This window comes from Amycolatopsis roodepoortensis (genome assembly GCF_024628825.1).
Lineage (GTDB): Bacteria > Actinomycetota > Actinomycetes > Mycobacteriales > Pseudonocardiaceae > Amycolatopsis > Amycolatopsis roodepoortensis.
This window is the reverse complement of the sequence record NZ_CP102415.1, coordinates 2,617,382-2,630,609: the sequence shown is the minus strand read 5'-3', so window position 1 is coordinate 2,630,609 and position 13,228 is coordinate 2,617,382. Positions and strand designations below refer to the sequence as shown.

13 protein-coding genes are annotated in these 13,228 nt (G+C 69.8%); 10 read left to right on the top strand and 3 right to left on the bottom strand.

The window, feature by feature from the left end; genetic code table 11:
* The first annotated feature begins 203 nt into the window (after nucleotides 1-203).
* From NQK81_RS12265 to NQK81_RS12250, 4 genes are read left to right on the top strand one after another with little or no spacing between them, the layout of a single operon-like run.
* Nucleotides 204-929, top strand: coding sequence for a hypothetical protein (locus tag NQK81_RS12265; protein ID WP_257489745.1), 726 nt, complete (start codon nucleotides 204-206; stop codon nucleotides 927-929).
* 11 nt (nucleotides 930-940) lie between these two features.
* A complete protein-coding gene (locus NQK81_RS12260; RefSeq protein WP_257488272.1) occupies nucleotides 941-2,029 on the top strand; it encodes a hypothetical protein in 1,089 nt (362 codons plus the stop codon).
* Nucleotides 2,026-3,069: a GNAT family N-acetyltransferase gene (locus NQK81_RS12255; protein ID WP_257488271.1), complete on the top strand. Its 1,044-nt coding sequence runs from the start codon at nucleotides 2,026-2,028 to the stop codon at nucleotides 3,067-3,069. Before NQK81_RS12260 ends, NQK81_RS12255 begins: the two co-directional genes overlap by 4 nt.
* Nucleotides 3,063-4,085: a GNAT family N-acetyltransferase gene (locus NQK81_RS12250; protein ID WP_257488270.1), complete on the top strand. Its 1,023-nt coding sequence runs from the start codon at nucleotides 3,063-3,065 to the stop codon at nucleotides 4,083-4,085. The genes NQK81_RS12255 and NQK81_RS12250 overlap by 7 nt, the downstream gene beginning before the upstream one ends.
* Before the next feature lie 134 nt (nucleotides 4,086-4,219).
* Here NQK81_RS12250 and NQK81_RS12245 read toward each other — a convergent pair whose 3' ends face one another.
* Nucleotides 4,220-4,894, bottom strand: coding sequence for a TetR/AcrR family transcriptional regulator (locus tag NQK81_RS12245; RefSeq protein WP_257488269.1), 675 nt, complete (start codon nucleotides 4,892-4,894; stop codon nucleotides 4,220-4,222).
* A gap of 109 nt (nucleotides 4,895-5,003) precedes the next feature.
* Between NQK81_RS12245 and NQK81_RS12240 the strand changes: the two genes are divergently transcribed.
* From NQK81_RS12240 to NQK81_RS12220, 5 genes are read left to right on the top strand one after another with little or no spacing between them, the layout of a single operon-like run.
* On the top strand, nucleotides 5,004-5,402 hold the full coding sequence (locus NQK81_RS12240; protein WP_257488268.1) for an SgcJ/EcaC family oxidoreductase: 399 nt from the start codon (nucleotides 5,004-5,006) through the stop codon (nucleotides 5,400-5,402).
* Nucleotides 5,399-5,755 carry a hypothetical protein gene (locus tag NQK81_RS12235; protein ID WP_257488267.1) on the top strand — a complete coding sequence of 119 codons (357 nt, stop codon included), beginning with the start codon at nucleotides 5,399-5,401 and terminating at the stop codon, nucleotides 5,753-5,755. The genes NQK81_RS12240 and NQK81_RS12235 overlap by 4 nt, the downstream gene beginning before the upstream one ends.
* Nucleotides 5,756-5,784: 29 nt before the next feature.
* Entirely contained in the window at nucleotides 5,785-6,585 is an 801-nt protein-coding gene (locus NQK81_RS12230; protein WP_257488266.1) for a siderophore-interacting protein, read from the top strand.
* A 10-nt stretch (nucleotides 6,586-6,595) separates the two neighbouring features.
* Nucleotides 6,596-7,831 carry a serine hydrolase domain-containing protein gene (locus tag NQK81_RS12225; protein ID WP_257488265.1) on the top strand — a complete coding sequence of 412 codons (1,236 nt, stop codon included), beginning with the start codon at nucleotides 6,596-6,598 and terminating at the stop codon, nucleotides 7,829-7,831.
* A 9-nt stretch (nucleotides 7,832-7,840) separates the two neighbouring features.
* Nucleotides 7,841-9,070 carry a styrene monooxygenase/indole monooxygenase family protein gene (locus tag NQK81_RS12220; protein ID WP_257488264.1) on the top strand — a complete coding sequence of 410 codons (1,230 nt, stop codon included), beginning with the start codon at nucleotides 7,841-7,843 and terminating at the stop codon, nucleotides 9,068-9,070.
* On the opposite strand, the gene NQK81_RS12215 is transcribed toward NQK81_RS12220, so the two are convergent.
* On the bottom strand, nucleotides 9,046-10,509 hold the full coding sequence (locus NQK81_RS12215; protein ID WP_257488263.1) for an alpha/beta hydrolase: 1,464 nt from the start codon (nucleotides 10,507-10,509) through the stop codon (nucleotides 9,046-9,048). The two genes, NQK81_RS12220 and NQK81_RS12215, sit on opposite strands and share 25 nt — an antisense overlap.
* Before the next feature lie 174 nt (nucleotides 10,510-10,683).
* On the opposite strand from NQK81_RS12215, the gene NQK81_RS12210 reads away from it, so the two are divergent.
* A complete protein-coding gene (locus NQK81_RS12210) occupies nucleotides 10,684-12,174 on the top strand; it encodes an FAD-dependent monooxygenase (RefSeq protein WP_257488262.1) in 1,491 nt (496 codons plus the stop codon).
* 61 nt (nucleotides 12,175-12,235) lie between these two features.
* On the opposite strand, the gene NQK81_RS12205 is transcribed toward NQK81_RS12210, so the two are convergent.
* Entirely contained in the window at nucleotides 12,236-13,225 is a 990-nt protein-coding gene (locus NQK81_RS12205) for a TIGR03842 family LLM class F420-dependent oxidoreductase (protein ID WP_257488261.1), read from the bottom strand.
* Between the last annotated feature and the right edge of the window lie 3 nt (nucleotides 13,226-13,228).

Below are 13,228 nucleotides of genomic sequence, written 5' to 3'. Positions count from 1 at the left end.
CGTGTTATAGGCAGACTTGCTTTGTTCCCGCCAGCACATACCGAAAGTTCGTCCTTTCAGCTCAGTCGAAAAGATGGGAAGTCGGGCGAAAACCGGATGAACCTGGCGCGGGGTATTCCCAAACCGGCATCGATGACGCAAGCTTGCGCGCCATGTGGACAGTGGGGGTGAGTGCCGCCTGGCGTGCCGCCTACCGGCGGTCCGTGCGGTCGGCCTTCGCGACGGTGCCGTTCTACCGGGAGCGCTGGGCACTCGACGGCAGAACGGATCCCGTGCTGGTGCCCGGGCGCACCGGGACGGACGGCGGCGCGGCGCCGCTGGCCGAGGCGGTGCACAAGATCGTCGACCTGGTACCGCTCGCCGGTGGCACACAACGGATCGACCCGAGCCGAGGCCTGGGGCCCGTGCTGCGTAAGGCACGTTCGGTGACGGGGGACGCACTGGTCGTCGTGCTCGGTGGGGACGAGGTGCGGGCGCCGGTGGACCTGCCGCGGGGAGTTCGTTGCTGCGTGGTGGATCCCGACGTACCGGCGCCGAGTGTCCTGGCGGAACTGTCGGCCGAGCTCCGCCGTGGTCGCCGCGTGCTCGCGATCGGTGACGACAAGCAGCTCGCCGTGTTCGCGGCGGCACTGCCCGAGGACCGTGCGTACCGGGTCGAATCCGTACCGCGACGAGAACTGGACACAATGGACTCCGGACCGTACGGGGTGCTCCACGATCCGGCCCTGGGCTACCTGGGCGCGATCGAGGCATGCGGCCGGTGGCACCTGGACTGGCCTCGCGTCTACGCGCGCCCGACGACGGGCGGTCTCGCCTTCACGCTGCTGCGTCAGGATTCCCCGCGGTTCGTGGACGTGCTCCCGGCGGGTGGTGTCCGTGGTGAGATCTCGCCTTGCCCGCGACACGGGACACCGGTCGTGCACACGTGACGGGAACGAAGATGGCGGCACGGAGCACCACGTTCGACGTCGAGGTGCTCGATCCGAGAAGCGCGGCCGAACCCGAAGGCTGGAGTGGTTTCCTGCGGCGGGCGCGGTTGTGGCCGGTGTGGGAGTACGACGTCCTGCGCCGGGAAGCCTGGATGGCGAAGAACCCCGCGGTGCTCGCGGTGCTCCGCCGGAACGGGACGATCGTCGGCGCGTTCACCGTGATGGTGTGCCGGAGCTGGCGGGCGGGCGACTTCGCGCCGCTGTCCGTACTGGGTGGCAGGTTCCGCCCGCGCTGGGCGGAGGCCTACCTCTGGCAGCTCAGCGGGTATCCCGCCGGGGTGCTAGACGAACGGCTGGACGACACAGAGCGGCGGGAAGTGGTGCGCCGGTTCGAGCGGGCACTGTGCGCCCACCTCGGCCCGGGGCTGCTGGGCTTGATCTATCGCGCCATGAACCCGGAACTCCTCCCGGCGCTGGACGGCCGCGGCCGGATGTCCCGCGAGATCGATCCGGCCGCCGTCCTGACCAACGAGTACTCCACTGTGGACGAATGGGAACGGTCGCTCGACGACGAGATCCGGAAGACGCTGTACGACCTGCGTGAGCACGGGGACCTGCGCACCGAGGCGGCGACGGCCCGCCGGGACCTGGACTGCCACGAACTCGCCGTGCTGCTGAACGCCCACCGGTCCCGGCAGGACGACCGCGCCTGGGCCGGCGGCCAGCGCTCGCGGTTCGGCGGGCTGCACATGGACACCCGGAGCCCGATCGCACCGTCCTATCTGGACGCGCTCGTCCGCCGTCCGGACGTCGTCACCCGCACCTACCGCGACGGATCCGGGCGGCTGCTGGGATTCGGCACGGTGTTCGACGCCGAGGACGGCTGCGCGCTGCACCAGTGGGCCGCGCTGCCGAGCGCGGGCGGCGGACGGAAAGGGCTCTATGTCGACTTCTACGCCAGGGCGGTGGAGCACATGATCGCGCATCGGCGCCCCGAACTGACCGCCGGCCGGGCGATGCTGGAGAACAAGACCGCGCTCGGCTTCGGCACCAGGCCCCTGGTGTCGGTCGCCGTGCCGAGACCGGTGCTGGGCCGATGACCTGGGAAGTGCGGGTGCTCGACCCGCGAACCGATCCGGAACCCGATGGCTGGCCGGGATTCCTCGCCGCGCAGCAGGCCCCGGTTCCGTGGGACTACCAGCTGCTGCGGGTGGAGTCGCGTTTTTCCCGCAGCCCGAACGTGCTCACCGTGATCACCGACGGGGGCGAGATCGTCGCCGCGGTACTGGCGATGCTGTGCGCCCCGGTCTCGCCGGACCGCCCCGGTGCCGTGCGCGGCGTGGCGCGACTCGGGCCGCGCTGGGTCGAGGTGCAGCACGCGTGGCTTTCCGGATACCCGCCGTGGCTGTTCGTCGACGGTGTCGAAGCCGCCGACCGGCGGGAGATCATGCGCCGGTTCGAGCGGGCTGTGTGCCGCTTCACCGGGCCTGGTTGTCTGGGCGTCCTTTACCGGACCGTCGAGCCGGAAGCCCTCGACATGCTGACAGGACGGGGCAGGCCAGTACGCGACACTATGCCGACGTCGGTACTGGAGAACAGGTTCGTCGATGTCGACGGGTGGCTGGCGTCCCTGCGCCGGAGCAGGCGGCTGAGCCTGCGCGGCCAGTCGAAGAAGATCGCCGCCGACCCGGACGTGATCGTCCGCACCGAGGCGGGCCGCACCGACCTCGACGCGCTGGAGCTGGCCACCATGCTGCGGGAGCACCGGGAACGGATGGGGCCGGTGAAATTCGACCGGCGCGGCCCGGTCACCGCCGAATATCTCGGCGAGCTCGTGCGCAGGCCGGACGTGATCACCTCGACGTATCACGACGGCGAGGGCAGGCTGCTCGCGTTCACCAACGTGCTCGACCATCCCGTCGCGCCGCTGCATCAGCATTGGGCGGCGCTGGCCCCGGAAGAGGGACGGCCGAAGCACCTCTACTTCGAGGCCGTCGTCCGGAATGTGCGCTACATGATCGAAGGCAACCGGAAGTCGCTGTCGATGGGCCGGGGGCTGACCGACCTCAAGGCGACGCTCGGTTTCCAGCCGGTCCCGCTGCTCGGGGTCATCGTGCCGAGACCGGTGACGCGATGGTGATCGAAGTCCTGGACCCGCGCCGCGATCCGGAGCCCGCGTACTGGAAAGCGTTGCGGACCAAGGCGGGACTGCGCGCGGACTGGAGCTGGGAGGTGCTCACCACCCAGGCGTGGGCGGCGCGTACCGAGCAACCGGTCACGGTCCTGCTCGAAGGCGGGGAACCGCGGGGCGTGGTCAGCTCCGCCTGGGTCACCGGACTCACTCGGCGGCATCGGTTCGCCCGCCCCGCCGGACGCGGACGGTTCGGCGGTCTCGACGTCCGCTCGCCCGGGTCGGGAGCGATGCCGGGCTGGTGGTTCGACGGCGCGGGCGAGGATGGCGGTGTCGGCATGCTGCTGGACTCGTTCGTCCCGGCCATGCGCGCGGAACTCGGTTTCGGCCTGCGCGCACTGCTGGTGCGGCAGGTCGGCGAGTCCGGAGTGGACAGTGTCCGCGGCCGATTGAAGATGGTGCGCCGGACCGAGGACGTCGCCGTCCTCGACGTCACGCCGTTCTCGAGCCGGGACGACTGGATGCACTCGCTGGCCAGGAAACGCAAGCAGAACCTGCGCAAGATCTTCCGGACCTTCGACGCCGACCCGTCGGTCGACGTGCGTGTGCGTCCCGGTGCCGAGGTCGATCCGGTCGAGATCGCGGAACTGTTGCGGCACAACGAGACCAAGCACCACGACGTGCCGATCGTGCCGCTTCCGGCGTTCGTGGGCTACGTGAGCGCGCTGCTGCGGCAACCGGATGTGCACGTCATCGAGTACCGCGAGACGGCCACGGGCCGCGCGGTCGCCGTCGCGACCCTTCTCGACCACCCGGCTTTGCCGATCGCCCGGCACTGGGCGGCGCTGCCGCCAGAACTCGGCGGGCGGCCCAATCTGTACTTCCACTTCTACGGTGAAACGGTGCGGTGGGCGGTGGAAAGCGGGCGGCCGCGGGTGGTGTTCGGGAAGAAGATGTCGGAGATGAAGGCTTCGCTGGGGGCGCAGCTGGTGCCGCAGTACGCGGCCGCGGTGGCGCTGCTCTGAGCTCGGCCGGACGCCACGTGTGTCTGGACGGACGACGCGCTCGCCCCGGCCATGCGTCCCGAGAGGTTGCGAAAGCCACTTTCGCAACCTTCAACGTTGCGAAAGTGGCTTTCGCAACACGTCGCCAAGTCGGATCACGAGGCGGCGGAGGCCAACCCGCGCAAGAAGAGATCGATGGCGAACTCGAAGCGTTCCTGCGCGGTCTCCGCGGTGAAGTACTCACCTGAAGCCAGCAGGTTCGGGAAGGCGCCGGGCGGGAACGACGTCATGTACTCGACCATCCGCTTGCCGCGTTCCTCCTGTTCGGCCAGATCGATGTCGCCGTGCTGCCAGCCCGCGCCTTCGTACGCGAAAGCCTTGGCGTAGAGCCATAACGCGTCCGCGGCGAACAGGGCACGCTTGAGGTCGAGGCCGCCCGCGCGCAGCACCGCGAGCATCGCTTCGGCCTGTTGCAAGGCGTTCGCGCCGACCGGCACGGGGATGGCCCACGCGATCTTGGCGATCCCCGGGACCGACGTCAGCGCGCGCACGTTGTCGCGCAGCAGCTCTTTCGCCTGCTCGACCCAGCGTTCCGGATCCGGCTCCGGGAACGGGCCGAAGGCGAGGACGTGGTCGACCATCAGCTCGTGGAGCTCTTCCTTGTTCGCCACGTGGGCGTAGAGCGACGCCGGACCGGTCTCCAGCGCCTGGGCCACGCGCCGCATGCTCACCGCCTCCAGTCCCTCGGCGGCGAGGAGGTCCAGTGCCGTCTTCACCACGAGCTCCTGGGACAGCACGGGTTTCTCGGCGCGACGCCGGGGCCTGCTCACTTCGTTCGCCTCCTGGTCCGGGGGTTCGCCGGGAACTCTACTTGACGCGAACATCGTTCGTCTGTAGAACGGTGTTCGTCAAACGAACAGCGTTCGTCCAGGAGGAATCATGACCGATCGACAGACCGAAGTCCTCGCCGTGCTGGGCAGACTCGCCGACGCGTGGAACGACGGCGACGCGGCCGCGTACGCGTCGCTCTTCACCGAAGACGCCGACTACGTGACCTTCTTCGGGATGAACATGCCCGGGCGGGCGATGATCGAAAGCGCGCACCGGTCGCTGTTCGAGGGGCCGCTCAAGGGATCGAAACTCAGGGCGGGCGGCGAGGTGAAGGTGCGGTTCGTCCGGCCGGACGTCGCGATCGTCGTGTCCGGTGGTGGGTCGTCGCTGTCGGACGGCAAGCCGGAGCCGGGCCGCGAGTCGACGCTGACGTACGTCCTCGTGGAGGAGTCCGATGGCTGGCGCGTCGCGTCGTTCCAGAACACCCGGGTGAGCGATCCTTCGTGAAGCTCCTGGTCGAGGTGTCCGGCGTGGTCCCCGCGCCGGCAGCGGAAGTCTTCACCCGGCTTGCGGAGACGCTGCGGGCCCAGCCGTACAACCCCGGTTTCGAGCTGGACGCCGAGCGTCGTTTCCTCGCCCAGCAGGGTGGCTGGTGGTATCGCGGCGAGTACACCGTCGAGGAGGATCCGGCCGGTGCCCGGGTGACCCACCGGGTGTACAACGTCGCCACCTGGAGCCGGTGGGCGGTACCCCTGGCGAACCGGTTCTTCGCCGGATTCGCCGAAAGTGTCGGCGAGAGCTTTGATCGGATGATGGGAGACCTCGCCCGGCCCGACGGCGAAAGGCGTACGCTTGGTTAGGTTCACCTAACCAAGGAAAGGAAGTGTGCATGGCCGAGGCGCGGAGAGCGGTGTCGGGGATCCGGCTGCGGGTGCTGCGCACCGAGCGGATCACCCCGCACATGGTCCGGATCGTCGCCGGGGGCGAAGAGATCTCTTCGTTCCGGCCCAACGAATTCACCGACGCCTACGTCAAGGTGCACTTCCGGGTGCCGGGTGTCACCTATCCCGAACCGTTCGACCTGGCCCGCGTCCGCGAAGAGCTGCCGCGCGAGCAGTGGCCGCGGATGCGCTCGTACACCGTCCGGGCCTTCGACGCGAACCTCGGCGAGCTGGTGCTCGACTTCGTCCACCACGGTGACGAGGGCGTCGCCGGGCCGTGGGCCGCCGCCGCGAAGCCCGGCGACGAGCTGCTCGTCTCCGGTCCTGGCGGGGCGTACGCGCCGGGTGAGGAGGCCGACTGGCATCTGCTCGCCGGTGACGAGAGCGCTCTGCCCGCCATCGCCGCGTCACTGGAAGCGATGCCGGCGGGTGTTACCGTGCACGCGTTCATCCTGGTGGAGGACGCGGCCGAAGAGCAGTCGCTGACCACCAAGGGCGACGCGCGGATCACCTGGCTGCACCGGAGCCGGGGCGACGACCTCGCGGCCGCCGTCCGCGCGCTCGACTGGCGCGAAGGTGTCGTGCAGGCGTTCGTCCACGGCGAGGCCGGCTTCGTCCGGGACCTCCGGCGCCATCTGCTGGACGACCGGGGTATGCGGCGCGACCTGCTGTCGATCTCCGGATACTGGCGGATCGGGAAGACCGACGAGGCGTGGCGACTGGAGAAACAGGCCGAGCGGAACGCGTAGCCTCGGGCGCATGATCGAGCTGAAGGTGGACGTCGACCCGGCCGAGGTGGGTTTCGACGCGGAGCGGCTGCGCCGGATCGACAAGCACTTCGACGGGTATCTGGAGCGAAAGCGGCTCCCCGGGTATCTGGCCGTGGTGGCCAGGAACGGGAAGGTCGCGCATCTCGCGTCGAACGGGTTGCGCGACATCGAGGCCGGGCTGCCGGTGGAGACCGACACGATCTGGCGTGTCTACTCGATGACCAAGCCGGTCACCTCGGTCGCCGCGATGATGCTCGTCGAAGACGGCCTCATCGACCTCAAGGATCCGATCTCCCGCTGGCTGCCGGAGTTCGCGGAACCGCGGGTCTTCGCCGGGGGCTCGTCGCTGAAGCAGGCGACCGTGCCCGCGGCCGAACCGATCCGCCTCTGGCATCTGCTCACCCACACCGCGGGGCTCACCTACGGGTTCCACCGCACGCATCCGGTCGACGCGGTCTACCGCGAGGCGGGGTTCGACTTCGGCACCGCGCCGGGGCTCGATCTGGCGGGCGTGTCCGAGGCGATCGCGCGGCTGCCGCTGCTGTTCGAGCCGGGTACGGAATGGAACTATTCGGTCGCGACGGACATCCTCGGCAGGCTCGTCGAGGTCGTTTCCGGTCAGTCGCTCGACGTCTTCTTCGCCGAGCGGATCTTCACCCCACTCGGCATGCACGAGACGGGATTCCAGGCCGCCGCCGGCGATCTCGACCGGCTGGCCGCGCTCTACGTGCCCCATCCCGCCACCAAGGAGCCGTTCCGTCACGACGAGCTCGGTGCGCTCGGCCGTGTGAAGCCCTCGTGCTTCTCCGGCGGCGGCGGGCTGGTCTCCACGGCCGGTGACTTCCACCGTTTCGCCCAGATGCTGGTACGCGGCGGCGAACTCGACGGCGTCCGGCTGCTCGGACCGCGCACGGTGCGGCTCATGGCGACCAACCACCTGCCCGGCGGCGTGGACCTGGAGACCTGCGGGCGGACCGGGTTCTCCGAGGCGCCCTACGACGGTTTCGGCTTCGGGCTGGGCTTTTCCGTGCTCGACGATCCGGTGAAGGCCAAGACCCTCGCCAGCGCAGGGGAGTTCGCGTGGGGTGGCGCGGCGAGCACCGCGTTCTGGGTCGACCCGGACGAGGACGTCACGGTCCTGTTCTTCACCCAGTTGCTGCCCTCTTCCACCTACCCGATCCGCGTCGAATTGAGGAACCTGGTGTACCAAGCCTTGCTCGACTGAGGGGGAGCCATGCGCCGGATCGTGGTGGTCGGGGCCGGTCAAGCCGGACTGGTCCTGGCCTTGGGCCTGCAGCGGCACGGATACGCCGTCACCGTGGTCACCGACCGCGACGCCGAAACGATCAGGGACGGCAGGCTCATCTCGAACCAGTGCGTGTTCCATCCCGCGCTGACCAGGGAACGCGCGCTGGGCATCAACTTCTGGGACGGGCGGGCACCCGAGATCCTCGGCGCGTCGTTCGGGCTCGCCGGCGATTCCCCGGAGCCCGCGGTCTCGTGGCAGGCCCGGTTCGACCAGCCCGCGCAGTCGGTCGATCAGCGGGTCAAGGTGTCCGCCTGGCTGACCGCCTTCGCCGACCGGGGCGGCGAGGTGCGGATCGGCAAGGTGACTCCGGCCGGGTTGGAGGAGTACGCCCGAGAGTTCGAACTAGTGCTCGTCGCGGCCGGGCGCGGCCCGCAGTTCGACGTCCTCTTCCCGCGTGACGACGCGCGTTCCCCGTATCGTGAGCCGCAGCGGACCATCGGGATCCTGTATCTCGTCTCCGGCAGGGAAGAACCGCTTCCGGTTTATCCGGGCCTGACGTTCGGACTCTCCCAGGCCGGTGAGCTGTTCGGGCTGCCGATCCAGTCCGTGCGCGGACCCGTCTTCGGCCTCGGGTTCTTCGGCGTACCCGGCGGCCCGATGGACGTCTGGGACGGCGTCACCGGCGTCGACGAGCACTTCGAGATCGCGATGACGTTGCTGCGCAAGCAGTTCCCGTGGGTCGAGGAGTCACTCGCCGGCGCCATCCCCAGCGGCCCGCTGGACGTCTTGCGCGGCCGGGTCCTGCCGATCGTCCGCGACCCGGTCGGGACGCTGCCGTCGGGGGCGAAGGTCCTGGCGATGGGCGACGCCGCGGTGACGAACGACCCGATCGCCGGACAGGGCGCGAACATGGCGGCGCACGCGGCCGCGGTCTACGAACGGCGCGTCCTCGACCACGGCGACCGTCCGTTCGACGAAGCGTTCCTGCGTGGCACCTTCGCCGAATACTGGGAAAAGGCGCAGCACGCGACCCGGCTGAGCAACGATCTGCTCGGACCGCCGCCGGATCACGTGCTGGCCACCTTGGAAGCCGCGCAGACGGCGCCCGAGGTGGCACGCCGGTTCGCGAACATCTTCGCCGACCCCGTCGACTACGCCGGTTGGCTCACCGACGCGGACACCGCGCGCGCCTACCTGGCGTCGAACGGCGCGTGATCCGGGGCGCACACGGTGCCGCGCGCCGGAAGGCGTCCGTGGGACAGATAGGCGTCGACAGCCGCGTCGATGCAGGCACTGCGGTTCAACGCGCCGTGCCCCCAGGCGTCCAGCGTCAGCAGCCGCGCGTTGCCGAGGATGCGTTCGGCCCGCGTCGCCCCGGCGTACGGCGTTTCGGGATCGCCCTTGCCGTTGGCCAGCAACAGGATCGGCGCGGTCGGCCGGTTCCACGGTCCCGTGTATCGCGCCGGATCGGAGGCGGGCCAGAAGGCGCACGGCAGGGAGAGATACGCGTCGTAGGAACCGAAACCGCGGCCTTCCCGGTCGGCCGCGCGGGCGGCACGGGGCCAGGCGGCCGGATCACGCGGGTTCGTGGTGTCGGCGCAGATCGTCCCGCCGCCACCCATCGCGGAATCGAAAGGCGTCGCGATGGCCTTCCTCGCGACCGGATTCGCCACGGACTGAAGGAATTGCGCAAGCGCGGGCGAATTGGCCTCGTCGGTCAGCGCGTGGTGGGTACGCCGGATGACCTCCTGATAGGTGACCGGCCCAGGCGTGGCTTGCAGCCGGTCGAGGAGCGCGTCGTACTTGGCCCGTAAGTCCGTCCCCGGCTCGCGGAACGCGCACCGGGTGTCGGCCGCGCACGCGTCGAGGAACGCTTGCAGTGCGCGGTCCGCGTCCCGGAAGCCGCCGAGCCTGATGCTGAACGGGACGTTCGCGTCCTCCGGGCGGTGCCCGGTGGACCAGGCGATCGGATCGTTGACCGCGTCCAGCGCCAAGGCGCCGACGCGATGGGGGAAGAGGTTGGCGTACACCTCGCCGACATAGGTGCCGTAGGAAAGCCCGTAATAGCGCAGGCGGCGTTCGCCGACGGCTTCGCGCATCCTGTCGAGGTCCCTGGCGACGTTCGCGGTGGACAGGTGGCCGAGCAGCGGCCCGGCGTTGCGGCCGCAGGAAGCGGTGACCTCGCGGGCGTCGGCGAGATGCCGGGTCTCCTGCTCCGCGGTGATCGGGAAGTTGCCCAGGATCCGTTTGAGCGGCTCGGTTTCGGCGTCGCTGGTGAAACAGCGGACCGGCGTGCTGGCGCCGACGCCGCGCGGGTCGAAGCCGACGATGTCGAACTGCCGGTGCAGGGACGGGGTCTGGAACCTGCTGAAGCGGCCGTTGTTCCCGGGGCCGCCGGGGTTGGTGAACAGGGTGCCGCGTTTGTGCTTCTGGTCCGTCGCGGGGAGGCGGCCGAGCGCGATGGTGATCCGAGGTCCGCCGGGGTCCTGATAGGACAGCGGGACCTCGATCTCGGCGCAGTCGTAGCCCGGTGGCGAGCCGGACGGGCAGGGACCCCAGAGGAGACCCTTCGGCGCGGCCGAAACCGCGGGCGTGAGCGTGACGGCGGCGAGTGCGGTGAGAGTGAGCGCAGCAGCGATGCGGATTCTTGTCACCGGCCCAGCGTCCCGCCTCGCGGACGGGCGATCCCTGGTGCTCGTACCCGGAAAGATGGTGGGGCGTGCCCCTCCATGTTCAACATATAGCGCACCGGGGGGCTTGCGGCAAGACCCCGGTGGTGCCGCAGAATCCTCGGCCGTAGCCAGAACAGGCCGAACAGGAGTGAAGATTTGACGGACGTCGACGTGATCATCGTGGGTGCCGGGCCGACCGGTCTGATGCTGGCCGCCGAGCTGCGGCTGGCCGGTGCGCGCCCGCTGATCCTGGAACGGCGGCCGGAACAGGGGAAGACTCCGAAGGCCCATGGCCTCAGCGGGCAGATCCTGGACCTGCTGCACTATCGCGGCCTGCTGGAGCGGGTGCGGGGGCTCGTCACCGACCCCGTCCCGCCGCATCGTTTCCCGTTCGGTGGGGTGCATGTGGACCTCACCCGGTTCGAGGAGCCGCCGCTGAAGGCGCTCTCGGTCCGTCAGCAGTCGCTGGAGCGGCTGCTGGAGGAGCACGCCATCGAGCTCGGCGCGGAAGTGCGTCGCGGGCACGAAGTCGTCGGGCTGCGCCAGGACGACGAGTCGGTGACCGCCGAGGTGCGCGGTCCCGAGGGGACGTACGAGGTCACCGCCCCGTACCTGGTGGGTTGCGACGGTGGACGCAGCCCCGTGCGGTCGATGGCCGGGATCGGTTTCCCCGGCACGACCTATCCCGAGGTCAACCGGATCGGGCAGGTCAAGATCCCCGACGGGCTGACCGTCCACGACAACGGCGACATCGAGACGCCGGAACTCGGCCTGATCAAGGCGGGCTTCACCCGCACCGACACCGGTGTGTTCGCGCTCGGCTCGCTGACGCCGGGGATCCTGTTCATCCAGACCACGGAGGACGACCCCGGCGAGATCGACGACGACGTGCCGATGACGCTGACCGAACTCGGGGACAGCATCCGCCGCGTGCTCGGCGGCGACGTCCCGCTGGGCGACCCGGTCCGGCTCTCGCGCTACCAGTTCTCCGCCCGCCAGGCGGAGCGCTACCGCGAAGGCCGGATCCTGCTGGCGGGCGACGCGGCCCACCTGCTGCCGTCCACCGGCACGGCGATCAACGTCGGCATGTCCGACTCGGTCAACCTGGCGTGGAAACTGGCCGCCGAGATCCAGGGACGGGCGCCGGAAGGGCTGCTGGACACCTATCACGCGGAACGGCACGCCGCCGGTGCGCGGGCGCTCCTGCAGTCCCGGGCGCAGGTCGCGTTGCGGCGCGGGCACGACGAAGCCGCCGAAGCGCTCCGCGCGGTCTTCCAGGAACTGCTGGACGACGAACAGGCCGCGCGGCGGCTGGCTTCGCACGTCGCCGGGACCGACACGCGCTACCCGATGCCGGGCGCCGGGCACGTGCTCGCCGGCACGTTCGTCCCGGATCTCGCGCTGGAGACCGACGAGGGCGCGACCAGCGTCGCCGAGTTGCTGCGTCCGGCGCGTCCGGTCCTGCTGGATCTCGCCGGGCGACCGGAACTCCGCGAACTCGCACAGGGGCGCGTGGACGTCCACATCGCGAAGGCCGAGGACCGGCCCGCCGACGCCCTCCTGATCCGCCCGGACGGCTACGTCGCCTGGGCCGGGGACGACGCCGACGGCCTGCGGGAGTCCCTCGCCGCCTGGTTCGGCGCCTGACCCCCACGCATTTCGTCCTCTGAATGCGGTAGAACGCATTCAGAGGACGAAATGCGGGTCGTCAGCGGTTGATGACCTCCGAGCCGTAGCGCTTCAGGGTTTCTTCGCGCTGGTCGTGCATGAGGTACAGCGAGAACTGGTCGACCCCGAGTGAAGCCAGCTCCTCCAGGCGTTCCACATGCGCCGAAGACGGTCCGAGCAGGCAGAACCGGTCCACGATCTCGTCCGGGACGAAATCGGTCGACGGATTGCCCGCCCGCCCGTGGTGCGAGTAGTCGTAGCCCTGCCGCTCGCGGATGTAGTCGGTCAGTTCGTGCGGCACCGGACCGGAATCGCCGTACCGCGCCACGAGATCCGCGACGTGGTTGCCGACCATCCCGCCGAACCAGCGCAACTGTTCCCGCTGATGCGCCAGATCGTCGCCGACGTACGCCGGGGCCGCGAGACAGATCGTGATCCCGGCCGGATCCCGCCCCGCCGCGCGCGCGGCCTCGCGGACCGAGCCGATGGTCCACCGGGCGATCGCGGGATCCGCGCACTGCAGGATGAAGCCATCGGCGTGCTCGCCGACCGTCTTCAGTGCCTTCGGCCCGTATCCCGCCATCCACATCTCGAGCCTGCCGTTGCGGATCCACGGGATCTGCACCGGCTTGTCCCGCAACAGGACTTCACGCCCTTCGGCCAGTTCCTTCACCACGTGCATGCAGTCGCGCACGGTGGCCAAAGTGGACGGTGGCATGCCGACCACGCGGTGCGCGGAGTCGCCGCGGCCGATCCCGCAGACCGTCCGGTTGCCGTACATGTCGTTCAGCGTGGCGAAGGTCGACGCCATCACCGACCAGTCCCGGGTGGCCGGGCTGGTCACCATCGGCCCCACGATCATCGAGGCCGTCGCCGCCAGGATCTGCGAGTAGATGACGAACGGCTCCTGCCACAGCACGCACGAGTCGAACGTCCAGCCGTAGCGGAAACCCTGGTCCTCGGCGGCCTTCATCAGCCGCACCAGGTCGCGTGCGGGCGGATCGGTCTGGAGAACAATTCCGAAGTCCACGGC

Coding starts and splice junctions, on each gene's coding strand:
- NQK81_RS12260 (WP_257488272.1), top strand. CDS start 941: ATGGCGGCACGGAGCACCACGTTCGACGTCGAGGTGCTCGATCCGAGA.
- NQK81_RS12255 (WP_257488271.1), top strand. CDS start 2,026: ATGACCTGGGAAGTGCGGGTGCTCGACCCGCGAACCGATCCGGAACCC.
- NQK81_RS12250 (WP_257488270.1), top strand. CDS start 3,063: ATGGTGATCGAAGTCCTGGACCCGCGCCGCGATCCGGAGCCCGCGTAC.
- NQK81_RS12240 (WP_257488268.1), top strand. CDS start 5,004: ATGACCGATCGACAGACCGAAGTCCTCGCCGTGCTGGGCAGACTCGCC.
- NQK81_RS12230 (WP_257488266.1), top strand. CDS start 5,785: ATGGCCGAGGCGCGGAGAGCGGTGTCGGGGATCCGGCTGCGGGTGCTG.
- NQK81_RS12225 (WP_257488265.1), top strand. CDS start 6,596: ATGATCGAGCTGAAGGTGGACGTCGACCCGGCCGAGGTGGGTTTCGAC.
- NQK81_RS12220 (WP_257488264.1), top strand. CDS start 7,841: ATGCGCCGGATCGTGGTGGTCGGGGCCGGTCAAGCCGGACTGGTCCTG.